General features: G+C 45.6%; 21 protein-coding genes and 3 pseudogenes. 9 read left to right on the top strand and 15 right to left on the bottom strand.

Annotated elements, in window-relative coordinates:
* Positions 1-164: 164 nt before the first annotated feature.
* Together MHB80_RS14260 and MHB80_RS14255 are read right to left on the bottom strand one after the other, a co-directional pair.
* Positions 165-1,487, bottom strand: coding sequence for an extracellular solute-binding protein (locus MHB80_RS14260; protein ID WP_341282737.1), 1,323 nt, complete (start codon positions 1,485-1,487; stop codon positions 165-167).
* Positions 1,488-1,722: 235 nt separating this feature from the next.
* Entirely contained in the window at positions 1,723-2,061 is a 339-nt protein-coding gene (locus MHB80_RS14255; RefSeq protein ID WP_341282736.1) for a hypothetical protein, read from the bottom strand.
* Between the two features lie 78 nt (positions 2,062-2,139).
* On the opposite strand from MHB80_RS14255, the gene MHB80_RS14250 reads away from it, so the two are divergent.
* A complete protein-coding gene (locus MHB80_RS14250) occupies positions 2,140-2,496 on the top strand; it encodes an AraC family transcriptional regulator (protein ID WP_341282735.1) in 357 nt (118 codons plus the stop codon).
* Positions 2,497-2,567: 71 nt separating this feature from the next.
* Here the strand turns inward: MHB80_RS14250 and MHB80_RS14245 are convergent, their stop codons facing one another.
* Complete coding sequence (locus MHB80_RS14245; protein ID WP_341282734.1) at positions 2,568-3,257, bottom strand: SDR family NAD(P)-dependent oxidoreductase; 690 nt, start codon at positions 3,255-3,257, stop codon at positions 2,568-2,570.
* A 163-nt stretch (positions 3,258-3,420) separates the two neighbouring features.
* On the opposite strand from MHB80_RS14245, the gene MHB80_RS14240 reads away from it, so the two are divergent.
* Positions 3,421-4,005 (top strand): TetR/AcrR family transcriptional regulator, encoded by a 585-nt coding sequence (locus MHB80_RS14240; RefSeq protein ID WP_341282733.1) that lies wholly within the window; start codon positions 3,421-3,423, stop codon positions 4,003-4,005.
* 379 nt (positions 4,006-4,384) lie between these two features.
* Here the strand turns inward: MHB80_RS14240 and MHB80_RS14235 are convergent, their stop codons facing one another.
* The 3 genes from MHB80_RS14235 to MHB80_RS14225 form a co-directional block, all read right to left on the bottom strand.
* The gene (locus MHB80_RS14235; protein ID WP_341282732.1) at positions 4,385-6,640 is read right to left on the bottom strand and encodes an excinuclease ABC subunit UvrA; all 2,256 of its coding nucleotides are present in this window, start codon (positions 6,638-6,640) and stop codon (positions 4,385-4,387) included.
* Between the two features lie 251 nt (positions 6,641-6,891).
* Complete coding sequence (locus MHB80_RS14230) at positions 6,892-7,290, bottom strand: SRPBCC domain-containing protein (protein ID WP_341282731.1); 399 nt, start codon at positions 7,288-7,290, stop codon at positions 6,892-6,894.
* Complete coding sequence (locus tag MHB80_RS14225) at positions 7,287-7,616, bottom strand: metalloregulator ArsR/SmtB family transcription factor (protein ID WP_338556431.1); 330 nt, start codon at positions 7,614-7,616, stop codon at positions 7,287-7,289. The genes MHB80_RS14230 and MHB80_RS14225 overlap by 4 nt, the downstream gene beginning before the upstream one ends.
* A 284-nt stretch (positions 7,617-7,900) precedes the next feature.
* On the opposite strand from MHB80_RS14225, the pseudogene MHB80_RS14220 reads away from it, so the two are divergent.
* Positions 7,901-8,035, top strand: a pseudogene (locus MHB80_RS14220) (deoxyribonuclease IV); the annotation flags it as partial.
* Between the two features lie 249 nt (positions 8,036-8,284).
* On the opposite strand, the gene MHB80_RS14215 reads toward MHB80_RS14220, so the two are convergent.
* Complete coding sequence (locus MHB80_RS14215) at positions 8,285-9,670, bottom strand: MFS transporter (RefSeq protein ID WP_341282730.1); 1,386 nt, start codon at positions 9,668-9,670, stop codon at positions 8,285-8,287.
* A gap of 110 nt (positions 9,671-9,780) precedes the next feature.
* Here MHB80_RS14215 and MHB80_RS14210 point away from each other — a divergent pair, with 110 nt between their 5' ends.
* The gene (locus MHB80_RS14210) at positions 9,781-10,668 is read left to right on the top strand and encodes a LysR family transcriptional regulator (protein ID WP_341282729.1); all 888 of its coding nucleotides are present in this window, start codon (positions 9,781-9,783) and stop codon (positions 10,666-10,668) included.
* Between the two features lie 94 nt (positions 10,669-10,762).
* On the opposite strand, the gene MHB80_RS14205 is transcribed toward MHB80_RS14210, so the two are convergent.
* Positions 10,763-12,037 (bottom strand): glycoside hydrolase family 5 protein, encoded by a 1,275-nt coding sequence (locus tag MHB80_RS14205; protein WP_341282728.1) that lies wholly within the window; start codon positions 12,035-12,037, stop codon positions 10,763-10,765.
* A 203-nt stretch (positions 12,038-12,240) separates the two neighbouring features.
* Here MHB80_RS14205 and MHB80_RS14200 point away from each other — a divergent pair, with 203 nt between their 5' ends.
* Positions 12,241-13,515, top strand: coding sequence for a stalk domain-containing protein (locus tag MHB80_RS14200; protein ID WP_341282727.1), 1,275 nt, complete (start codon positions 12,241-12,243; stop codon positions 13,513-13,515).
* A 96-nt stretch (positions 13,516-13,611) separates the two neighbouring features.
* Here the strand turns inward: MHB80_RS14200 and MHB80_RS14195 are convergent, their stop codons facing one another.
* Positions 13,612-14,064 (bottom strand): thioredoxin domain-containing protein, encoded by a 453-nt coding sequence (locus MHB80_RS14195; RefSeq protein WP_341282968.1) that lies wholly within the window; start codon positions 14,062-14,064, stop codon positions 13,612-13,614.
* A gap of 323 nt (positions 14,065-14,387) precedes the next feature.
* Here MHB80_RS14195 and MHB80_RS14190 point away from each other — a divergent pair, with 323 nt between their 5' ends.
* Positions 14,388-15,533 carry a choline esterase gene (locus MHB80_RS14190; RefSeq protein WP_341282726.1) on the top strand — a complete coding sequence of 382 codons (1,146 nt, stop codon included), beginning with the start codon at positions 14,388-14,390 and terminating at the stop codon, positions 15,531-15,533.
* A 90-nt stretch (positions 15,534-15,623) separates the two neighbouring features.
* Here the strand turns inward: MHB80_RS14190 and MHB80_RS14185 are convergent, their stop codons facing one another.
* Positions 15,624-15,917 carry a hypothetical protein gene (locus MHB80_RS14185; protein WP_341282725.1) on the bottom strand — a complete coding sequence of 98 codons (294 nt, stop codon included), beginning with the start codon at positions 15,915-15,917 and terminating at the stop codon, positions 15,624-15,626.
* A gap of 26 nt (positions 15,918-15,943) precedes the next feature.
* Positions 15,944-16,150: pseudogene (locus MHB80_RS14180) on the bottom strand (hypothetical protein); the annotation flags it as partial.
* Between the two features lie 172 nt (positions 16,151-16,322).
* On the opposite strand from MHB80_RS14180, the gene MHB80_RS14175 reads away from it, so the two are divergent.
* The 3 genes and pseudogenes from MHB80_RS14175 to MHB80_RS14165 all read left to right on the top strand — a co-directional run.
* Entirely contained in the window at positions 16,323-16,571 is a 249-nt protein-coding gene (locus tag MHB80_RS14175; protein WP_341282724.1) for a YheC/YheD family protein, read from the top strand.
* Between the two features lie 168 nt (positions 16,572-16,739).
* The gene (locus MHB80_RS14170; RefSeq protein ID WP_341282723.1) at positions 16,740-17,834 is read left to right on the top strand and encodes a glycosyltransferase; all 1,095 of its coding nucleotides are present in this window, start codon (positions 16,740-16,742) and stop codon (positions 17,832-17,834) included.
* Positions 17,813-17,920 (top strand): annotated as a pseudogene (locus tag MHB80_RS14165) (TetR/AcrR family transcriptional regulator); the annotation flags it as partial. The gene MHB80_RS14170 and the pseudogene MHB80_RS14165, both read left to right, overlap by 22 nt.
* Positions 17,921-18,073: 153 nt before the next feature.
* On the opposite strand, the gene MHB80_RS14160 reads toward MHB80_RS14165, so the two are convergent.
* The 4 genes from MHB80_RS14160 to MHB80_RS14145 all read right to left on the bottom strand — a co-directional run bounded on the left by MHB80_RS14160 (position 18,074) and on the right by MHB80_RS14145 (position 24,081).
* The gene (locus MHB80_RS14160; RefSeq protein ID WP_341282722.1) at positions 18,074-18,865 is read right to left on the bottom strand and encodes a Sir2 silent information regulator family NAD-dependent deacetylase; all 792 of its coding nucleotides are present in this window, start codon (positions 18,863-18,865) and stop codon (positions 18,074-18,076) included.
* Positions 18,866-18,881: 16 nt separating this feature from the next.
* Positions 18,882-19,922: an NAD(P)-dependent alcohol dehydrogenase gene (locus MHB80_RS14155; RefSeq protein WP_341282721.1), complete on the bottom strand. Its 1,041-nt coding sequence runs from the start codon at positions 19,920-19,922 to the stop codon at positions 18,882-18,884.
* 167 nt (positions 19,923-20,089) lie between these two features.
* The gene (locus MHB80_RS14150) at positions 20,090-20,956 is read right to left on the bottom strand and encodes an amidohydrolase family protein (protein ID WP_341282720.1); all 867 of its coding nucleotides are present in this window, start codon (positions 20,954-20,956) and stop codon (positions 20,090-20,092) included.
* A 14-nt stretch (positions 20,957-20,970) separates the two neighbouring features.
* Entirely contained in the window at positions 20,971-24,081 is a 3,111-nt protein-coding gene (locus MHB80_RS14145) for a GNAT family N-acetyltransferase (protein WP_341282719.1), read from the bottom strand.
* Positions 24,082-24,203: the final 122 nt, after the last annotated feature.

Here is a 24,203-nt window from a genome sequence, read left to right as displayed (position 1 = left end):
TGCTTAATTTTTATAGTTTAAGTATATAGGCCGTATATGTCCCGCTAAAGGAGGGGAATGCTCGAATTCTTTCAAAATATAACGATAAAAAAGAAGAACTAAACTTCCTTACCGAAATAAATGCAAGGCCCGAAGCAAGACTGCCCCGGGCCTTCGTTCTTGCATTATTTTTCGTAAGATTGCGCGGCTTCTTTCAGCTGCTCATAGGCTTTCTCAGGCGTAACTTTTTCAAAACTGAGCTGATCTCTGACAAGCACCCAGTCTTTATCGATAAAGTTTGTCCAGCCGCCTGCTCCAGCCGACCAGGTTTGACCATCCGGCTCTGTAGCACGGAGGAGACCTAAACCAACCTTATCCAGATCACTCATGCTTGCTTCCAGAGAGGTCGCTATTTCCTTGTTAGCTGGCAGGCCGCGGAATGTCTGCAAAATGTTAGCTGCTTCCTGATCATTCACAAACCAATTAATGAATTTTTTGGCTTCTTCAGCATGCTTGGAATTTTTGGAGACAGACAGATACATCGATGGCTTCAGCCATCCGCCTGCTTCTTCTGCACGCGGCATAGTTACAAGTGCATAAGCTCCTGGTTTAATACTGTCCCAAGTGCCTAAATTATTGGAAAAGCTGTACCGGAACAAAACCTTACCCGCGGCCATCAAGTCCATTTGCGGATCGTTTTCCTTGTCGGATGCGTTTACGTCAGCTGGAGGAACCAGTCCCTCCTTGCGCAGCTCTTCAAATTTCTTGGTCCATTCCAAATAGGTTGCTTGATCTGCATTGAAATGCCCATCTTTAGTGATAACCTGGCCTTTACCTTTAGCATATTGGTAGGCTGAATACATAAAGTAGTTACCTGCATAATCCAAGGTGAAATATTGTCCGCTTGGCAGCTTAGACTTGGATTCTTTGGCCAAGGTGAAGAAATCATCCCATGACCAGCCATTGACCGGATTTGCAATACCGAGTTTATCCATTGCAGCCTTGTCATACACCATACCAAATGCAACTGAACCCAATGGAACAGCGTATTGCTTACCGTCAAGTTGACCTCCTGCCAGCAATTTCTCGTCGAATTTGCTTATATCAACCTCAGGAGCCAGCTCAACCAATTGGTTGCGCGACATCCAGTCCGGCATCCAGCCTGGATCAAGCTGAACGACATCCGGTGCGTTATTAGCGGCAGCCTGTGTCGATAATTTATCCAGATATCCATCCATGCCTGAGTATTCCGGCTCAAACGTAACATTAGGATTGTTCTTTGTGTACAATTCCAGCGCAGCCAAGGTCGCCTCATGGCGTGGCTGGGACCCCCACCACATAATACGCAGCTTAACAGGTTCATTGCTAGGTGCAGCCGTTGACGCAGCATTAGTACCAGCAGGTTCTGCAGTGGATTCTGCATTGTTATTCACTCCGCCGCATGCCGCCGCCGTTCCCAGCAAAGCCGTCATCGCTAAGACTGTAAGAGAACGCTTCCATTTCAACATCTTAACCCTCCTAATTCAATCCGTATTGTCTTTCTACACTGTTATAGTAACAATTATAAATGGAAGTTCATATGAGGGTGATGCACGATTTATTTTAAAATCTCACGAAAATGATAAGGGCATGCTTCCTTTTACTGATGATTTCAAGCAGGAAGTACCGCAATTATTGCTATGTTTTTACGTAAGTTCTCCATAATAAACTGCACGAATTGGCGTTCCTGTGCCCACCTCGTCCTCACGTTGTATGCGTTGTATGATTGATCAGGCTATCTTCTGTCTGTGAATATTCCCAGTAGTCGCCAGCAAGTCCCTCGATGACCGAACCGCCAGCCCAAGGCATCAGACAGAACCAGGTGCTGGCTGGAGTACCATCCGCGTACTTTTCGGTGACAAGTCCTTCCGAATGGCAGAACCGTTCGGACATCCATCCTTTTTTTCCATAGCCGTATTCCTGATCATAGCGATTGTATGTCTGACAGCCCCAGCCAATTGTGTCCATCATGCGCTGAAGAACATAAGCTTCCTCCCGCTGCTGGACGTAATAAAACAGCTCATCCACTAGATTGCTGGACATAGGATGAATATGTGGATTGGCTACTGAAGTAACACTCCCCCAGAACTGGACCACCCCAATGTACTGAGCGGCGGAATCTTGACGGGTGAGACTTTTGTTCCAACAGACATTATGCCTGAGCTGGTTCGCAACACGATGAACTATATTGAGGTCAACCTAGCGAGGGAACTGACTCTTGAACATTTGTCAGAAGTGTTGTGCATGAATAGTACCTATATCAGTCGGCAATTTAAAAAGCACACCGGACTCACCATTCGAGCGTACATTCTCAGTCGCCGCATCGAGTTGTCGAAATATTATTTAACCGAGGGTATGAGTATTACGGAGGCCTGTTATCAATCGGGTTTTGGTGATTATGCGAATTTTATTCGCAGCTTTACGAAGGTGAACGGGATTTCTCCTGGAAAATTCATCAAAAATGGCCCCGCAGACTAATCGGATGAACTGCAATCCCATCATCCATTTTGCGAGGTCATTCTTAATCTACAGCAAGTTTTTGCAATTTTTTAGAATACGACGGTTTCAGGGGTGACGCCTTTGGGATACTCTTCTTCCCATACCTTTTTCTCTGCATATGCTTGGTACCACATGTTAGCAATCACATCTGGATCATTGATCGTGCCAATACCTGGCTCCTTAATAAAAACACCTAAAGATCGGTGCCCCACGAATATACCTTTTGACGACAGTTCTGTATGCAGATTAGCCAAATAATTGCGCAAGCCCGCACCTGCGATACCGATATTCCCCATCATTGGAACGGGATACATAGCGGATAACCCGGTTGTAAACAGTAAGGAACCTTCCTTCTTGGCGAGCATATCCGGCAGAACGGCATTGACAACGTGGATGGCACTGACGACGTAGCCTTCCAATACGTCCCTTGCATTCTCCGCCGTTAATTCCAATACAGAAGTCGGAGGGAAATGACCTGGTGTAGGGCTGAATTCCAGCACGTCAATATGGCCATACTTTTCTTTAATTCCAGTTATGGCCTGTTCAATTTGTTCTTTGCTGTAAATATCAGCTGTAAAATAGGAGGCTTCAATACCAACGGCTTTTAGCTCGTCTACCATTTCTTGCAGCTTACCAGCATTTCGCGCAACTATTGCCACCTGAAAGTTTTCCTTACCAAAACGCTTCGCCAAGGACAAGCCCAATCCCTTGCCTGCTCCAATTATTACTAATGTTTTCATATCGTTGTCTCCTTTGTAAAGGACTGAATTTCTATTGCATTTGACAATTTTAATTGTAAAACCTAGAATTAAACCATTCAATGGTCGATATTTATCAATGTGATAATTAAATATCACTTTTCTTTATTTTGACTATTATTTTCATTGAAGGAAGGGCTTTCATTTGGTTAAAGATAAGGTAGATCTGCGTATTGTTAAAACAAGGAAAGCCATTAAAGAATCCTTCTTGAAGCTGGTTCAAACAAAAGGCTATGAACGGATAACCATACAGGACATTGCAGACGAAGCGATGATCAATCGAAATACTTTTTATTTACACTATGTAGATAAGCCGGATTTGATGGAAAAATTAAGTAAGGAAAATGTGGAGAAACTAAATGTTTGCATTAGCTTGGAAGTTAATAATATCCATGAAGCGGGTAAGGAAATGCTTATTTCTGCCTTAAATAAAATGTTTGATGTTATCGAAGCCAACATGGTTTTCTTTAAAACGATGCTTACTCAAAACGGTCAGCCCAGCTTCTCCACTTATTTAAAAGAAGCCTTAAAAACATTCATTCTCTCTGGTATTGGTAAATATCATAATAATCTAAAGATGACTGTTGGTTTGGAATATATGGTTGCAGGATTAGTTGGTGTGATTTGTCTCTGGATTATTGATCCTGAGCAGTATCAGGTTGAAGAGATTATCGAACAATTGAGCGAAATTCATTTTAAAAATGTACTAGACTTGATAAAAAATATTTAGGGCGTGTCTGAGAACGCTGAGGACAGCAAATTTTGCCGAATTTTCGTTCCATGCAAGGCGCGCTTGTGAAGGCGTACCGGGGGTACGTCAAGCAAACGGAACGAAGCAGGGGGCGAAAAGGCGGTGAAAGGGGCCACTGAACGGGTTTTCAGACACGCCCTAATTGCAGTAGCTTGAATGATTCAAAAATGCGCAGCCATTACACGGATTCAATGAATGAGTAAATCCTATATCTAGAAAACCTTTGAATTTACATCTCTCTCTATAAGATCAGGATTGTAAAACATGGAGGTAGACCGTATATAAGAAAAAGACTGCCAGTTCTGCTGGCAGCCTTGGTTGAGCCTATCAAAATTTATTCGAATAGGGATTTGATGCCTTACATCAAGTATTTCCCCGTAATCGACTGCTCCGCATGGATAATCTGCCTAGGTGCGCCCTCGAACATTACCTCGCCGCCCTTGCTTCCTCCGTCTGGTCCCATATCGATGATCCAATCCGCTTGGCTGATTACATCGAGGTTGTGTTCAATGACGATTACCGTATTGCCGGCATCCACGAGGCGGTTCATAATTTCCAGAAGATGGCCGATATCTGACATATGTAGGCCGGTTGTCGGCTCGTCCATCACATAGATACTGCCCTTCTTGTGCAGCTCGCTTGCCAGCTTAATCCGCTGGCATTCCCCGCCCGAAAGCGTGCTGAGCGGCTGTCCGAGTGTAATATAGTTGAGACCCACATCACTCATCGCTTGAAGCTTGCGTACTACCTCTTTGAGCTGAAAAAATGCCAATGCCTGCTCTACGTTCATCTCCAGCACTTCTGCAATGGACTTGCCGTCCAGCTTGTACGCGAGCACCTCTTCTTTGAAGCGTCTACCTCCGCATACTTCACATGGCAGCTTCACGCTGTCGAGGAAGGCAAGGTCTGTATACACAACACCCAGCCCTTGGCAGTTCTCGCAAGCCCCCTTGGAGTTGAAGCTGAATAAGCCTTGGCCCACCTTGTTCGCGGAAGCAAATGCCTTGCGCACATCATCCATAATGCCCGTGTAGGTTGCGGGATTCGAGCGTGTTGACACTCCCACCGCCGATTGGTCGATGACGATTGCATCTGGATGCTGGCTGAGGAATACTTCGTTTATTAGTGTGCTCTTGCCCGAGCCGGCGACACCCGTAACGACTGTCAGCACTCCGGTTGGAATATCTGTACTCACGCTCCGCAGGTTGTGCAGTGTCGCATCCTTGATGGACAACTTCCCGGATGGCTGCCTGCAATCATGCTTCAGTTGGAGCGGCCGCTTCATATGGGTGCCTGTCAGTGTCCCTGACTCCAGCAGGCCTTGGAAGCTTCCTTCATATACGATGGTTCCGCCGCGGCTGCCGGCGTGAGGCCCGACATCTACGATATGATCCGCCAACTTAATCACATCGGGATCATGCTCCACCACAATCACAGTATTGCCCTTGTCGCGCAGCTTCTGCAGCAATTCATTTAACCGATGCACATCACGGGGATGCAAGCCGACACTGGGCTCATCGAAAATGTAAGTGACATCCACCAGACTGCCGCTCAGGTGCTTCACCATCTTCACGCGCTGCGACTCGCCGCCGGACAAAGTATCCGTCTCGCGGTTCAGCGTCAAATAGTCAAGTCCGATATCCACCAAATGCTGCAGCCGCTCCGTCAGCGACTTGGTGACTGGCGCAGCGACAGGATCATCAATCTCGCGAATGACACGAATGAGCTGCCCGACCTCCATGGAGGACATCTCCGCAATATTGAATCCATTGATCCTGCAGCTGAGCGCAGCCTGACTCAGTCTCGCTCCGTGGCAGCTGGAGCAGGGACCTTCGGAGATAAACGGCGCAACAGCTCGTTGTGTCCGCTCGGACTTCGTCTTCACATCCTGCTTAATGTACTTGTTCATGAACTTCTCAATGATGCCTTCGAGTGTAATGTTCATCGCCTTACCGGCGAACTGCATCTCCACTTTCCCTGCCTTGCTGTACAGGAGCTGCTCCAGTTCCTCAGCCGAATAATCGTTCAGCTTCTTGCCTGGATCGAAGAAGCCCGTCTGCACGATTAGGTTCCAATCCCAAGCGTCCACCGCATAGCCTGGCAGCAGAATTGCCCCTTCATTCAACGACATTGACATATCCACCGCTTTGCTCATGTCGACGCCCAGCCTGCGCCCCATCCCATTGCACTCGGGACACATCCCTTGCGGATCGTTAAACGAGAACATGTTCGCTTGTCCAACATAGGGCTGACCCACTCTGGAGAACAGAAGACGGAGAATGGGAGAGATATCGGTAATCGTGCCCATAGTAGAATGGGAACCGCCGCCAAGCCGCTTCTGATCCACAATAACTGCCATGCTCAGATTCTCGATCGCGTCCGTATCCGGCTGCGGGACGCGGGGCAGAAAGTTGCGTACGAACATGCTGAAGTTCTCATTCAGCAATCGCGTGGATTCTGCGGCGATCGTATCGAAGACAATCGATGATTTGCCTGATCCGGATACCCCGGTGAAGATGGTGATCTTTCGCTTGGGAATGCGCAAGGATACGTTCTTAAGATTGTTTTCCCTCGCACCCGAGATTACGATATAATCCCGATTAGATTCGCTCATGCTTAACATCCTTCCAATTCGCTATAATAAGCCTTAGACATTTGGGCAATCACATACTAGCTTTAGATATATGCACTTAGTTCGAACTTGACACGAAACGACAAGAATATGTCAGAAATAGACGTAAAAAGGCTGCAATATACATGCAGCCTATGCAGCCTTTTTATGTGTTGATTCAGGTCAAGCAAGGTTCAATGATCGTCCCCACTATTTCAGCATGGGGAATTAAGCTGTTTTAACACCGAAGACGGTTATTGCTCCAATACCTGTTCAAACCCGCCGAACCAATTGGTCCAGCCATACCTAGCGCCTTCAAGTCCTTGAGTATTGGAGAATCCGGTTTGCTCAAGATGAAGATTAACCTTACCGTCCCCTAAATCCTGCAGCGTCCAGGTAACCGTGTGCTGCTCCCCTCCGCTGGCCCAAGTATAGGACAAACGGTTTGGTTCTTCCACGATCAGTACTTCTCCGATAATAATGCCATCCCACCATTCGGACGGCTGCGTGCGGAACTGAAAACGGTGTCCAACGACGGGCTTAAAATCATTTTCCATGATCCATTTGGCAAGCTTGCTTGGATCAGTTAAAGCGGACCAAGCCTTCTCGATTGATGTCGTGTACTGAAAATCCAAAGATAATGTTAAACTCATTCTTCTTCCTCCTCAAATAGTTGGTTCAAGCGCAGCATATTCGCACTCCAAAATTTGCTGTAGAAGCCTACCCAATCTTGAATTTCTCTGAGTGGAGAGGCGTTTAGCCTAAATCGCGTTTCTCTGCCGACTTTTCGATCAAGCACCAGCCCGGCCTCTTTCAGGATTGTCAAATGCTTGGATACTGCTGTTCGGCCCATTTGAAACTGTGCCGTTAACTCATGCAGCGGTATCTCCTCTGTTTCTGCTAACAGCTGAATCAATCGGCGTCTAGTTGGATCTGCAATCGCGTCAAACACATCCCGCATCGGGTTGTTCTCGCTCACAACACCCTCTCCTAAAAATTATTACCAAGGGACAGCCGATAATTTCACAACCTTCTTAAATTATGCGGCTTTTCGGACGCAGCGCCCACGAGGCGAGAATTTTCAATTAGACACCATTTAGTGTCACTTAAATAATAGGTCACCATTTGGTGTCGTGTCAACAACATTTTTAAACTCCGTATTATTGGATATCAGCATAAGCCATTTCCTCGAATATTCCTAAATAATCAAGGGCAGACTTCGTTTAACTTATTTTGCAAGATCATTAAACGGAGGTCTTCTGCATGCTAATTGGCAGTCACGTATCCATGGGTGGCAAAACAATGCTGCTTAGAGCAAGTGAAGAAGCTGCGTCATATGGTGCTTATACATTTTTGATATATACAGGAGCCCCTCAAAACAGTAAACGAAAGCCTATAACCGGCTATAATTCGCCCTATAAACATGAGATCGCGTTGCTCCGAAGAGAAATAACTGTACCGGTTTTAAAACAGCTCGACCTTGATGCGAATACAGATATGGATTAGTAATATGCTTGCACTTAACAGTTGTAACTATTAGATAGTCAAATCAACTAAAATAACGTAAAAAACAAAAGCTGCATAATTTGATTGCAGCTTTTGTTTTATTGACGTAACTCTATTTGTTTATATAACGCATCATGTTGTTTAAACCGCTTGCGATTCCGATAAACGCTGACCTCGTAAGTTCATGACGATCAAGATGGTGGCCAGTATCGTAAGGATGAATCCGAGCATTTGGAAGCCTATAGCACTGAACGCATCTCCCATAACGATTCCAATCAATAATGATGATAAAATAGTGCCCAGATATCTCGAAGTATTAAAAATCCCCGATGCGACACCGATCATTTCTTTCGGCGTGCTCTTGAACAAGGCCGCCTGCATACCGACACCACTGAGCCCATTGCTTATTCCAAATAAAGCTAAAATCAGGATTACACTAACGACTGGTGAATTTTCATCCAATAGCATGATCCATATAGACCCGAATGTCATGAACCCTGCTGATACAATTAAAGCTGGCCGTGAGCCTGATTTGTCAATCCAACGTCCAGCAAAAGGAGCAATAACAAGTGAACACAAGCCTAGGGCCAGCATGAGAATTCCGGTATTAAATTCATTGATATGACGTACCTGCTGCAAATAAGTCGGTATGCCAAAAAACAGGGAGTAAAAAAGAATATTGATGAGCATGAATTGCACATTCACCCAAGTCATTGCCGGATATTTAGCGAAGGCTCGCAAAGGGATAAAGGGTGATGACGTTTTTAGTTCGTGTCGTATAAATGTCACGAGTGCAATACAACCGATTCCTCCTGCCAGCAGATTCCATGTTGAAAGATGTCCGGATGACTTGAACGAAAGCAACCCAATCAGCAAACCAACCAAGGCTACCGTAAACAACAAGATACCTGGGGCATCAATCAAAGCTAGCCAATTCCGAATGGACCTTTCGCCAGAAGGAGATTCGCTTGGCTCGTCCTTAGGGATTGTTCTCCAAGCAAATAAAAAGCTTGCTAATACAAGCGGAATATTAACAATGAAGATGCTAGGCCAGTTCCACCAATGAATTAATATACCACCAATAAAGGGGCCAATCGCTGCTGCTCCGGATAGAAATATCGCCAGGACGGACAAAGCAGCTGCTTGCTTATCGGTCACGTAAATTCTTACAATCGCCATTCCGACCGCAACCATCATGCTTGTGCCAATAGATTGAACGATTCGAAATACAATGAGCCACGAAAAGCTCGGCGATAACGGGGCTAACATGGAGGAGACAAAGACAACAACAAGACCGGTAAGGAATATCTTCCTGCGGCCGAACAAATCACTGCACTTGCCCATGACAGGTTGAGCGACGGCACTTGCTATGTAGAACGAAAAAATAATCCATGACACGTCTGTAAAATCAAGCAGATACACCTGTTGCAGCCTTGCAATGGCAACAGAAATCATGGAGGAATTTAGTGGGTTCAGCATGATTCCCAATCCGACAGATATCAATAACCATTTATTTCGATCGTTCATTTTAATCACATCTCCTTGTCTTGCTGTCATCTTACATGAAACGATTCATTCTTTCCAACGCATTTTATGTTATGATTTAATGAACCAGAAGGAATAAGGGGCCATGTGAAATGGAGCTGCTTCAACTACAATATTTTCTGACAGTCGCCCGATGCGAGCATGTTACGGAAGCCGCAGGAAAACTGCATGTTACGCAATCCTCACTCAGCAAAACGATACAACGGCTAGAGGATGACCTAGGAGCTCCTTTATTTGATCGAATGGGGAGAAAGCTGCGACTAAACGAATTCGGAAGAACCTTTCTTCGCCGAACCGAAAAAGCCTTATTTGAATTGGAACAAGGAAAACGGGAAATCAGTGACCTCGCAAGTCCCGAACAGGGCACTTTGGAACTCGCGGTGACCACGGCAAGCACATTGCCAAGCATCCTGCGGGAGTTTCGGAAAAACAAACCGCACATAAAATTTCATGTGCAAATGGCCACCTTACGGGACATGTCCACGCTTCTTCATCGAGGAGAGGTCGATTTTTGTCTGTCCTCCCCTCCGATTGAAGGCGATGATATAGAATGTCAAATCCTGTTTTCCGATCCAATTATTGTATCCGTTCCAGCTAGTCATCGATTTGCGGAGCGAAGCAGCGTATCGTTAGCAGAGCTTAAGGATGAATCGTTTGTAGGCGTGAAGAAAGGGTACGGTGTTCGTGATCTGGTGGATTCCAAATGCCAATCCGTCGGTTTTGTACCTAAGTATGTCTACGAAGGAAATGAACCCGCAAGATTAACTGCACTTGTGGAAGCAGAAATCGGCATCGCATTTATACCTAGAACAGCAAGAAACCCACGAGATCACATTAAATATCTCCAAGTAGAAGATCATCTGCTGATGAGGGAAATTGCTTTATTGTCGCACAAAAGCAGGTACATTTCGAAAGCAGCTTTAGAGTTTCGCAGAGTTGTTATTGACTATTTCAGTGCAATGTCACAAGAAATATATTAATTCCCCTCTCCGCTTGCCGAACAACAAGAAAGCCGATCCGGCTTTTAGACCGTTCGGCTCTTTTGCTGTACCTCTAGCAAGGAAAAATCTTCTATCAGCACAAACTACCATGCATGAGATCATGAAGCAAGGGAAAATCCGTTCCACCGCTCGCAAGCGCTATCGAAGCTGCTGTCGGCATCGTTGGCGTTAAGCCTGCTGTCTGCTTCGGAGCTGCCGACTTGCCGCCGTTCAAAGGCTTCATGATTCTGGCAAGCATTTTTTGCTTCGGCTTGTTCCATGTTTGCCAATCGTCTAACAGCAATCCGCCGGTATCTCCGCTGTTCGGATTGAGGCTCCAGTAGGTCCAATACAGATCATTCTTCCCGATGTAGTCGACAAGCGCATTTTGCCACTTGCCCTCCTTCGAAGCCGAATCGACGCTGCGGCCGCCGAACTCCCCGAGCAGTATCGGCGCGATTTTCTCCTTGTGGATATAGCCCCAATTAGCCTCCCATACACCAGGCAGGTTGGCAGGAAATTTCTGATCGGTGAACCACGGCTGCGACGAAACACCCGGGCCGTAATCATGCGGAGAGTAAACGAGCTGGTTGGGCACTTTCAGCCGGACTGGATATTTGCGGACGCCCTTTAAATTGCCGCCCCACCAATAGGAGCCGCTCTGTCCCTTTACATTTGTGTCGACCCCTTCCACTACGATCAGCCAGTCCGGATTGACAGCGAGAATCGCATTGCCCGCCCGTTCCGCAGCCAACCGCCAGTCACTGGCTGAATCGCCGCAGCCCCAGCATACGGAACCGTGCGGCTCATTATGCAAATCGGCTCCAATCACCGTGTCGTTAGCCAGGTAGCGCTTTGCCAGCATCGACCAATCTTTAATCCAGGTCTTTTCCGGCACCGATTGGGTGTACCATCGCTCCGCCTGCCCCGAGGAGGTTGGGCGGTGACGGTCAAGAATGATTTTCATACCGCGCTTTTCCGCCTTCTGAACGAGCTTGTCCAACAGCTGAAGCGGCGTCAGCCCCTTCAGGTCGGGATTTTTCACATAGTCGATCCCGCTTGGTTTTTTACCGGGAAGCAGCATTTCGTTCGTATACGGAATTCGCAGCAAATTGTACCCTTCTTTTGCAAGCTGGTCCAGCATGCCATCCATTGATCGTGTCCACAAGCCGTGGGGAGAAAAATTTTCCGTCTCAAATCCGAACCAGTTCACCCCGTTGAAATTAGCCGGTTGGCCCTGCGCATCGACGATGCGGTTGCCTGACGTGTGGTAATAGCCCAAAGACGAGGTGGGCTTGCCTGCAGCAGTCGCCCCAATGCTCGAGAAGAGCACGGCTACCAGCAACAGGCATGTTCCTATCCATTTCATTTGATCCTCCCTTTCTATTATCCGGGATTAACACACAGTGCATAGCTTTGCAGTTAAATCACTCTAGTAATAGCCTCTCTTTGAATATATCGGATAATCAGCGTTGCTACTGTATATCACATCATGTAATTGGAACTATATCAAAATTTTGCTATACTAATGTATGCTAGATTCCCAATTAATGAGATGGAGGAAAACCTAACATGCTCCGTAAACGAGTTGGTAAAACAGTTGCCGCCACCCTTCTTGCCTTAGCCTTGCTCGGAACCAACCCAAATATCGGTGATGTCTATGCAGCACCCGCTATATCCGTCACGCTGGATCATGTTCTACTGCAATTTGATACAGCCCCGCGGATAGACAAAGGGGTTACCTATGTCCCCTTCCGGACGGTTGGAGAAGCCCTTGGAATCCATATCACATGGAACAGTCGTTCGCAAACGGTCAAAGCGACAGGCAGTGTTAAAGGACAAGTAACGGAGGTCCTTCTTCAAGTGGGCAGCACAACGGCTACTGTAAATGGAAAAAAAGTGAAGCTCGCGGCAGCACCGATCCAGCTTGAAGGACGTGTGCTCATCCCTCTCAGTTCATTCAGCGGTCAATTCGGTGTCGCTGTAGCCTGGAATCAGACAACACGTACCGTTTCTCTTCTATCCCCACAGCGCGAAATGCATTTGAGAGCCTTCTATGCATTGCAATCCTTTCAGGAGCGGGATTTGGTTTCATCCATGAACTCAGTAGCTTTTGGCTGGAGTCGCATCGATCGCGAAGGTCAGTTTACACTTCAGGGTGACGAGTATCGGCTACCTGACGCGGCAGGTGACGTTACCCCTCAATCCCTTGTAGCGGATGCAGCGAATCAGAGCATTAAACCGTACCTTATGGTTTATGCATTAGACGGAAATGGTGAACTAACGAAGGTTTTGAGTGATAGCAGTATGCGCGAGAAGTCCATTCAGGGCATAACGGCTTCCGTTGCAGAGAACGGATTCGGAGGGATTGTTCTTGATTTTGAAGGATTGGGTTATAAATTGGATGCTGTGCAGCAGCAGAAGCTGCTGAACGATTACGTTATACAGCTGAAGGCTTCCCTGCCAAGTGACATCTCTCTTTCATTAGCAGTGCCCCCTTTAAATAGTGCCTATAAAGGCTACGATTACAAGACTCTGGCTTCCCTCGCAGATGATCTCATCATTATGGCTTATCAGTATAATCCTGTCGGTACCAAGTCACAGGTACCCGAACCCAATAGTCTAGTAGATCAGGCGATTCAGCTTGCGCTCGATGCTGGTGTCCCTAAGCAAAAGCTCCTGCTCGGCATAAGCCTAAGCAGTGAAACGCCCTCTTCCATCAATGACAAACTTGGTCTTGCCAAGCGTTATGATTTAAAAGGTGCCGCTTTCTGGCGCCTAGGATTATTTCGTGCCTACAATGATCAGATGGAAAGCGCTGTGAATGCCTCCGTTGTAAAAGAGTAGGAAAAGTAAGATTACATTAATTCTCAAATTTCTATATGATCCTTTTCCAATCATTGAACCAAATCTCCTGATTCTGCATCTTGCATCAATAAGTAATTAGTTCATTTCCTGTTCTATAACAGATCTAATTGCTTCGTAATCAAACGGATTAGCGATCACAATATCATTAATTATAATGGTTGGGGTTTGCTCTATTTTAAACTGCTTCACAAGCCGCTGGTCATGATCGACCAATTGTTGCATCTCATTCAATTTAAGATTTTGTTGAAACTTCTCCTCATCAAGAGCGGGAACTGAGGCTTTCGCAACCTCTAACAATTTTTCTTCTGTTATCCAAAGCCCGTCATGATTATCTTCCGGCTGCTCATCGGACAAAGCTTTATGGAAATTCCAGAAAACCTCTGGATTACTATTCAATATGGCTTCGCTAGCTTGTTCAGCTAATTTTGATTCCTCTCCATGAAATAATACATTAACATAAGAGAATGATGTTTTCCCCGAATCAACATACTCTTTCTTTAGTTGCGGCCAAAATAGAAGAAACTTGATAATAGCTAGGAACTTTTAAATTCTTCTTTAAACAGAAAGAGATAGTTTTTCTGTGTATGGAAGTAATCTGACCTCGGTTTAGCTATTAAATCCTATTAAGCCATGGGTTTGATATTGCTTAACCCAATAGTGTAAAGTACGTTTTGAAATTCTCTTAATTGATGATATCTCCTTTATTGAAACACCATCAATTAAGTAAGGTTGAATGATATAGTACTTCTCCCAAAAGTAGTTAGACTATCTTTTTGTAAATCTAAATTTTGTAAACCTGCAGAAACTCTTGCGTATCCAACCACTTTTATTAATTAAGGGGGAACAAGAAAATGAAAACTTATGACGCATTTCCAGAACCAATTGGCGGCTATACTGTCGGTCGAACCCAGATGGATTTTGAGTACACGGCATCAGATCACTCAAAAAGAGAACTGACGGCGTTTGTGTACTATCCGTCCGACAGTAGCGAAGGTAAGACTACATCAACGTACATGTTTCCTGAAGTCTACGAGATGTTTAATGAGCAGCCACTTGTCACTGCGTATCTTAACGGGAAGGAATTTTTCTCTATAGATATCAAGACCCAGTGTTACGACGACCTTGCTCTCTCCGGGAAGGAAAAGCGCTATCCGGTGTTATTCTATGTTTGCGGCGGGGGCGGTTCTCCAGAATGGGGTACAGTGATCTGTACAGACTTGGCAAGCATGGGATATGTTGTGGTAAGCATCGGCCATCAGAATAGCACGATGTATAAGCGTAAAGATGGGCGCCTGTTTAATGTATCAAAGGATTTTTCGGATGTCATTATGGCGTTTTCTGAAAATCCGGAGATGCTGGCGTTGGCTGGCAAGATGGAGATGCGGCCTGACGATGAAACTGCCATTGAGATGTGCCATAACGTGCTTACACTGCCGAAACTTGCCAAGTTAACAGAGTATAGTGAATTACAGGCTGAAGATGTAAGGTATGTAGCCGATTATCTTTACAAACTGGACTCTGGAGAACTGAATTCCATCTTTAAGGGCAGATTGTTGCTTGACATCGGCATGGGCATAGTCGGACATTCTTATGGAGGGCCTACGACGGCAATTGTTTGCCGGGACGACGTCCGGTTCGCCTGCGGGATTGGCTTGGATAGCGGTGCGTTCGGCCTTCTCGACAGCGACCTTAAGAAACCCTTCTTGCTACTGTTTTGTGAACCTAACTATAACATGAATGCGATAATTGGCGCTAACAATAGCATGGATACCTATTATTTCTCTGTTGATCGTGTTGCGCATTTAGATTACTGCGACATCGTGTTTACCAGTGTTAATGAGGAACTCAGAGGCGAACGGGATGCTATGGAGATGCGAAATCTTGTTACAGACTATACGAAGAACTTTTTTGATCATTATATACTGCAGAAGGCTGCAAGTGTGGAACGTCTGGCATACGATGGCGTGGACTTGATCAAGAAGACCAGCAACAAGTGACATAACCGAGAGGTTGCTGATAAACGCATGTACAAGAGCTAGCCGTACAGACACAGAGCCGATAACCCTATTACGCGGTTATCGGCTCTCTCATATTTCAGGCTTGGTAATACCGCCATAGGCGATAAACAGAAAAAAGACTGACGCCGCAATGAGCAAGACCGATTTTTCGAACAATTCGATTTTTCGAACGCCTGTTTGCGGCCGGAAAGGCATTTTTGCACCTAGCATCGGGATCAATGCTACCGCAGAGAGGACGACGGCGATTAAAAACAAAGCGCTGTACGATTGGTTCTCTGTAACCCAAATGCCGAACATCGGACCGATGGCCATAGCCAAGGTCATGGACGATGTAAAAAGTTTTTTAAGGTTCGCACTGATCATGCTTACAACGATAATCAGGCTGCAGTCAGTCCCTCTTGGGCTTTTCTCTCTTTGGAAAGCAGTATCATAATCTGCCGATCATGAATCTCAAAAGCCAAGTCTGTCAAATCTTGAATCAGCTCTAATAGGTATGCTACTAAAATGACTTGCAGCTGCAAATCCCGTATGTATTCAAGCTTTTCAATAACCTTCAAAAAAGAATCCGAAGAGCTGGTACCTAGAATTTCCCTTAACTACAGTACGACCCAGCTTAAGTTTAAGAAACGGACAGGAGCCCGGAGCCAAAATGCCCTAAGGCACATATTCTGGTTATGAACACCGGAATGGTTGGGATGAATATGGGAGGCTATGCGACTAAATATAATGTAAGCAAATCCTCGCTTCACAACGAGGAACTTCGCCGGAATGTTCCCGAGGCATGGCAGCTATAAATACCAACTGGAAACGCCAGCTAGAACCTTCAACTCCATGGATAGTTTGATTCAATCCATTAGTAAAAAGACCAAAAATTGTTCTTACGCTGTTCAACGCGGAATTAATTCATTACAACATAGCGGTCGTCGCTTTGATCTGAGGATCATGGTACAGAAAAATCCCAAGGGAAAATGGGAAACGACCGGCAGCGAATCCCCAGCCCGCAATTTATGGATTTAAACCTTGAAGGATAAGCGTATATATCAAAAGATGTGTCGTTATCAAAGAGCGTACGGCAGGCGTTAACCAGTCGATTTAAGCTCTTCCCTGCAATGGAGAATTCTCATAATATAATTCTCATAAAATACACCATCTTGTATGATTCAGATGAGTCGGGGATGATGAAAAATGAAAGTTTTAATGCTGGTATCGCGGTTGAATATTGGAGGAACCGAAAAATATGTACTTTCTCTCTCGCGAAGTTTATTAACACATGGGGTTCAGGTTGGTGTTGCAACTGATGGAGGACCACTCGCAAACTCATTTCAAAAAGCTGGGATTAAGCTTCATATTGTGCCAAATGGAAAAGGTTTAAGACAAATATCCTTATTGTCTTCGATCATGGACAAAGAAAGGTATAACCTGATCCACGCCCATGATTCCAATGCATTTGCTCAGGCTGCAACCTTATCTCAAAAGCATAAAATCCCTTTAATTGTTACTATACATGGCACCTATCATCGTCGGGCTGACCTGTTATCGGCAGCAAGAACTTCCAAACGCATGATTGTGGTTTCACCAAAACTGACCAAATGGTTGGTGAATCATAAAATTCCTACGGACAGGATCCAGATGATCCCTAATGGAATTGACATTGCAACGTTCCGTCCTGCGGCAAATAAAAACCATTGGAGAAAGGCGCTCCGTTTACCGCAAACCTCCCAAATTCTTGTGTACGCCGGAAGATTCTCGTCTGATAAATATCCCATAGCCAGAAATGTAGTCTTGGCGGCAGAACGAATTGCTAAATACAACCGCCAGTTTTTAGCCGTTCTGGTTGGTCCCGGGTCTCGTCGTTCAGATCTGGTTCAGCTTGCGGCTAAAGTTAATCTTCGTCTTGGTCGAACAGCAATTATCATTCGTCCTCCGATGTCTAATATCCAACATGCCTATTATGTCTCGGATGTTGTTGTAGGAACGGGACGTGTTGCACTTGAAGCAATGGCATGCGCAAAACCGGTTGTTGCTGCAGGCGTTGCAGGGTACTGTGGTATTGTACAGCAGAAAAATATAAATAAGATGGTTCAATGTCATTTCGGCGACCACGGAGCTTTTGCACCGATCACACCCGAAATACTTTCGTCAGACATTATCAGCCTATTAAGAATTCCAAAAAAAGCCCGTGCTTTAGGAAATTTAGGCGTTACAACAGTAAAACGGAGATTTTCCATAAAAACCATTGGTTCTCGGATAATTCAAATATACAAGGAGGTCATGCAATAAAAAAAGCGGTTATTGAATGGATGTCCGAGAAAAATTTTGATCAAATCACGATACAGGATATTTCCGACAAAGCAAATATGAGCCGATTTTCTAATCAAAGAATTCAGCAATAAGGGAGCAGCCACAAAGGCTCCTCCCTGGTAATGCGCTTTTTTGCATGGTCATTATATTTTTACCAAGTAATCCAGCCACCCGTTCGTTGATAGCTGTGTAATACGTGCTCTCTTTGTTGTAATGTTTTACTTTAATAATGCCGATACCGTTTCATGAATGCCTTCAGGGAATGAAATCATGTTCCGGTTATTTTGTTCAGAGCCTATTGGATCGTCTTGCTTCAAGATTACCAAAGATTCACGATCAACGCCTAATCCGATATAAAGCCGTTTCTGACTCATAGATTCCAGCACGAATCCTTTATATAATGCTTCTAATTCAAAAAACTTCTCATCCTGGACAAAGTTTTTGTTATTTCTTATGTTTGGAAGCATCTCACCGCCACATATAGGACATTTAGGGATGAGTTCCTGCGGAATTTTATAATCAACAACACTCTCGGCCATTTCCATTACCAGTATTTCAGTAGAATAGACCCTGTCATGGCAGCCAATTGCACACTGTAGTTTTCCGTAATTGCCTTGAACCTCAAATATTTTATCAGATGAAAAACCTGCCAGCTCGAATTGACTGTCGACAGTCATGGTCAGCACGAAATAATGCTTCTCATTGATCAAGCTATATAAATCCTTGTAAAGCCGGGCAGGACCGGCTTCATACCGAGTATGACGGATTAGTTTTGCCCAAAAGCCCCATTTGTCCTCTTGTGCCGGGAACGCAGATAAGCCAGACGCATACATATCGTTTAAAGAAAAATGACGAATACGTGGAGCAAACTTGTCCGTAAACCTTTTCCCGCTACACAATATGCTAGCAGCAGCCGAAATACCCACACCACCACCCAATAGAATATATTCAGCCTCTGCTATAGCCTGTTTTGCCTTTTGTATACGTGTTTGAAAATGATCGAGCTCCAACTTCCTGCTCCTCCTACTATAAAGTAGATATGTCGATTACGAATCGGTAACGCACATCACTGCGGATGATACGCTCAAAAGCTTCATCGACTTGACCGGCATTGATAACCTCAATTTTAGGGGCAATGCCCTGTTCAGCGGAAAAATTGAGCATCTCCTGGGTTTCTCGAATGCCACCAACGAGTGAGCCTGCGATGCTGCGACGCTGCATAATCAAGGAAAATACATGGTATTGATCTGGCTCGCTAGGTGCGCCGACGTTTACAAGCGTTCCATCTAACCGAAGCATCGATAAATAGGCATCAACATTGAGATTGGCAGACACTGTATTTAAAATAAGGTCAAAACGATTGGCTAACGCCGTGAACGTAGCAGAATCGCTAGTTGCAAAGTAATGATCTGCTCCAAAGCTAAGCGCTTCCTCTTTCTTATTCAACGATTGGCTCAGTACTGTAACTTCTGCCCCTAAAGCATGAGCATATTGGACAGCTAGGTGACCAAGGCCCCCCATCCCTACAATAGCAACCTTCTTGCCTGGGCCGATGTTCCAATGCTTCAAAGGGGAGTACGTGGTTATCCCCGCGCACAAGAGCGGACTTGCAACATCCAAATCCATGGCATCTGGTATGCGGACAACAAAGTCTTCTTTGACAACGATTTTCTGGCTATAACCGCCGTAGGTTTGATTGCCCTCGTAATCTAAAGAATTATAAGAATTGATAACGCCTTTTATGCAATATTGCTCCTCTCCGCTGAGACAGTACTCGCATTGTCCACAGGAATCAACGAAGCACCCGACTCCAACCCGATCGCCAACAGCGAACTTTATCACTTCTGTTCCTACTGCGCTTACTACTCCTGCCATTTCGTGACCAGGTACCATCGGAAACATGCCGTTACCCCATTCATCGAAGGCATTGTGAATGTCGGAGTGGCAAATGCCGCAATATTTAATATCGATTAAAATATCATTCGGTCGTAATTCTCTCCGCTCCAAAACCGTCTTTTCAAAAGGCGCTCTTGCGCTTGGAACACTTAGAACATTCGTTTTACACATATTTTTTCTGCTCCCTCGCTCTGTTTTTATTGGTTTGCTACAAGGAGTAGCTTACACTCTGGAGTTCACTCCAAGTCAATAAGAAACATCGCAAAGCGTTAAAATAAAAAAAGCCGCCACATTGGCGACTTTTAACGACTTCCCCTGCACAGGGACTCTACTCTACGCTACACTTCTACAAGCAGCTGTTTCAGCTTCGGAAATACCCGCAGCGCATTGTTATAAAAAACATCCTCCCAGTGAGCCTCAGGAATCAGATGCTTTACAAACTGGATATAGGCATCCAGCGGAACAAGCGGCCAATCGGTACCGAACACAAGCCGGTCATATTTTTCGGCAAACACAATGGCGCGTCGGAAATGATCCGTATACGTTTGCTCCTGCAGCAACCGTTCCACCTTCGCGGCATCGCCTACTATCCAGCCCGATAGATCTGCGTAGAGATTCGGATTTTTTTCCAGCAATGCGGCTGTTTCCATGACCCAGGGATCACCGAGATGACAAAGCATAAAGGTTAGATTACGATGCTTCAAAAAGGTTTCTTCCATAGACAGCGGATGCGAATATTTGAGCAAGCCTTTGTCCGAATAGGTCAGTCCTCCATGAATGACGATGGGAAGCTCGTAAGTGGAAGCGAGCCTATATACCGGGTCATAAATTTCATCACCGACATTGTAGTGGTAATAACCTGCATACAGCTTAATACCAACGACATTTTTCGAGCGCAACGATTGTTCCAGCGCTTCGAGCTGACCATCCAGATGCAGGGTTAATGGATTAATACCGACACAAGTAAACAGATTATCAGGAAGCTGCCCGCTCAAATCAAGCAGCATGGGATTAAGGGCTGCGGAATCCGGGAATGCCCCTTCAACCGTTTCCGTAACGCCCATCCCCACACCCGCAATGACTCCAGCATTTCTAAACTCCTTTAGCAAACCGCTTGCTGTGTAATCAATAGCTGCCAAAGCTTGTGCCGTCTCTTTAAAGGCTGCAATATTGGAATAATGGACATGTGCATCTATAATTTTCATTAAAGTATCCTCTCTTAAGTCAATTGGTCAAAACGAATGTTGAGCAAATCCTGATAAGCTTCCTCCGGGGCAAGCAGATCAGAAATGATATAGAACTGCGGTTTGCTGAATTGCTGCTTTCCGTCTTGCAAAAATAGTTTTTCTGTTGCTAAGGATGCCACTACATGGGTATTCATATGCAGCTCGCTTGAATCAAGCTCTGGGTGGGCCATGAAGGTCAGCCTCTGCTTCCGCTCACGGGAGCTATACTGGAAGATTCCGTTTGGACTGCCCGCGCTATACTGAACCCTGCCAGCCTTATAGGTAATATTTTCACCATTGCTATTTTTGACATGCCCCCTGCTATCCTTGATATCGCTGCTGGCCTGGTAGAAGGTCGAACTGGAAAGGGTCAGCGGATGCAAAGGCGCACCTGTATTTTGCTCCACCCGAGTGACAGTTGCCAATACCGGTACCCCTGGCAGCATTAAGAAATAGTGATGGAGCACAAGTCCTCTGAGTTTTGCATGGCTGCTGATCGTCACACTCATTCGGATACCTGACCAGCTATTTCCCAGATTATCTGTAATCGCTGCAAAGGCTGCCTCACGCGGCTCTTCCATCAAGCTCGCTGCGGACATGCCGGATACTTCTGCTGCAATGCCGCCAATCCAAGGATTCCACCAAGACTTGGGACCTGGATGAGGAAAGGAGGAATCGAGCCATTCCACGCCGCTATGCTTTAGTGAGAATAAGGCTGGTGCAAAGCCGCTGCTTGCCTGAATTTGCAGAACCCCATTACCCGCCGTCAGTACTTCCCCCTCATCTGAAGGCTCCGTTTTTTGGACTATAGGATGATTCGATAGCGGGAAAATAAGGCGGCTTCGTCCTATTTCATAGGTTTCCATATCCAAACGCAGTGATAAAATGTCGGCCTCTGGACTGGATTTTCTAGTTAGCGACGCAGCCGTTTCGGTGAGCTGCTGCTCGCCGGATATTAAGTAATTCACCGTATCCACACTGTCCAATGCAGAAGTGATTGCTATTTCACCGTCCAAAAATGTATTTTTCCGCTCAACAATCCGAACCTCGAGCGCTCCTTGGAGAAAGGGATTTCCTTGATTCACAATCGTTTCCAACTGCTCGGCAGCCCTGAGATCCTGTGACGCTCCATTGTTCTGGGCAAAAGAACGGAAATCGCGCCAATTTCTCCACGTTCCCAGCGCAATGCGGATAGGCTCAGTCTTTACAATACCCCCAGCGGGTATGACACCTAGTGGATGCTCAAGCCCGTAAAACCAGCCCTCTGAAATGATTTCTAATTGTGCTGGCCAAGTAATTCCCCGTGATGACTGTCCGTTATTAGCAAAAATCCAATTTTCCGTGAACCTATTTTTTTCCCAATAATCGGAGTTGTAGGCGTCAGGTCCTTTGCTTAAATCCACATATTGGCCTTCATAAGGAATAACGCTGTCCTCCAGATTGAAATTGAAGCTTTCCTTCAAAAATAAGGGCTCATCCGAGGCGGAGGAAGCTTTGCGCTGTACAACATGATGACGGGTAATGATGCCATTGCTGTACAATTTGACGACAAGAGTTAGCTGCAGGTCAACTGCAGTCAAATCATACTCAGCTTCGAGCACCATAGCATCGTCTTGTCGACATGTCACACGCGAGACAGGATTTTTTGCAAATGCTCCACTATAGGGCAAGCCAAATTTGGGATAATGCAGATTCATTACCCCGCGATCTCCCTCATTAATGGACAGCATATTGCTTGATTTATTTAAACGAGCGGAATATTGTCCGTTAAAGATTACCCAGTCCTGATCGGTTTCGCCTCCGAAAGCAGCATGTATGCCCGGGAACACAAGACTGACCTCCTGCTGCGATACAAGTAATTCGCTATTACCGACCACCTTGTGAATAGCGAGACGATGATGCCAAATGCCATAGGCCAGCAATCGAGCTTCAATAGTAATGGTCCTCCGGCCTCTGGCGGGTACCTTGATACGAACAGAAGGCTGTCTGAAGGAAAGAACAGCATCATCGGCCAGCTCGAAAGCAAACTCAGCCTCTGTCTCGTACTCATTTTCTACTGTTAAATCAATCGCAATAGGTTCGCCGGCATAAATGGGACCAGCTGGTGCTTGAAGCTTTAGCTTCGCTGGAAATTTTGGCTCAATGCCGATTTTGAAGGTAGCTGGCAAACCATTAATGAGCAGCTCCGCTTCAACAACCGGATGTGTCTGAAATAAGTTCTGATCCTCTTTGGTGGCTTGGACTAAAAAGCTGCCTTCTATTCGTTCCTGTGACTCAACCACTCTGGATTCATGCAGCTCAAAGCTGATTGCAGCATTGCCAACGCTCTTGATTTCCAAAGCTAGAGTCTTACCGCTTTTATTGACGGCTTCATATACGATCGGATAGCTTGCACCGAAAGGCAGCTTATGGTGATTTGGAATCGTTGCCTTAATGAGGTAGTCATCCGTTTCAATTAGTCTTAACCCGCGTCCCGTCCGCTCATATTCCATCCTTAGATGCAAGGAGCCCTTTCTCCACTCATAAGTAAAATAATCAAAACCTTGTTCCTGGCGTCCATCGGGACTAACCTCAATTTCGCGTATGCTATCCGTGTACCAGTTGATTTCTTCAAAATAATCCTTCACAGCGCCGGTCTGCAATACGGATGGAATCAAGTTCATTAGATGGGTGGTGTCATCCCTTTTCTCCCAGAAAAACCCGCTCTTCTTATACGCAGGGACAGCTTTGGTATTGCCTGGCCACGTATAGAGGTCGAGTCTAGGCCAGCCAAGCTTCAAGGTTTCCTCTAATGCACGCAAAATAAGTCGCTTGCCGACTTTGTGACCGTGATAATCAGGGCGGACATTTAGTAAAGGAATGTACAGGGCACCTGCATCCTCCTTGTAATGGGAGAAGCTGCAATACCCAACAACCTCCTCACCAGCTATCGCCAAAAATACTTGAAGAAATGTACTGTTATGATGTTCTTTAAGAATGCTTTCCTCCGTCTGGAGCGAGTTGTCCCCACCCCAACTCTCATTGCTTGTATTCCACATCGCAGCAATGGAGCCCGCATATCGGGGTTCATATTCGACGATAGTTATTTCTTGATTTCTATTCATAAGAGCACTCACCTCCTGAATTTGCTGCACATTTCAAAAACAAAATTCGACATTTTACTGACTGAACGTTCAGTATATATTGTATCATGTGTGTTTTTTCTGGTCAATTTTCCTGAATCTCT

This window comes from Paenibacillus sp. FSL H8-0537, assembly GCF_038051995.1.
Lineage (GTDB): Bacteria > Bacillota > Bacilli > Paenibacillales > Paenibacillaceae > Pristimantibacillus.
The sequence above is the reverse complement of the archived record's forward strand: the minus strand, read 5'-3'. Positions and strand labels throughout refer to the sequence as shown.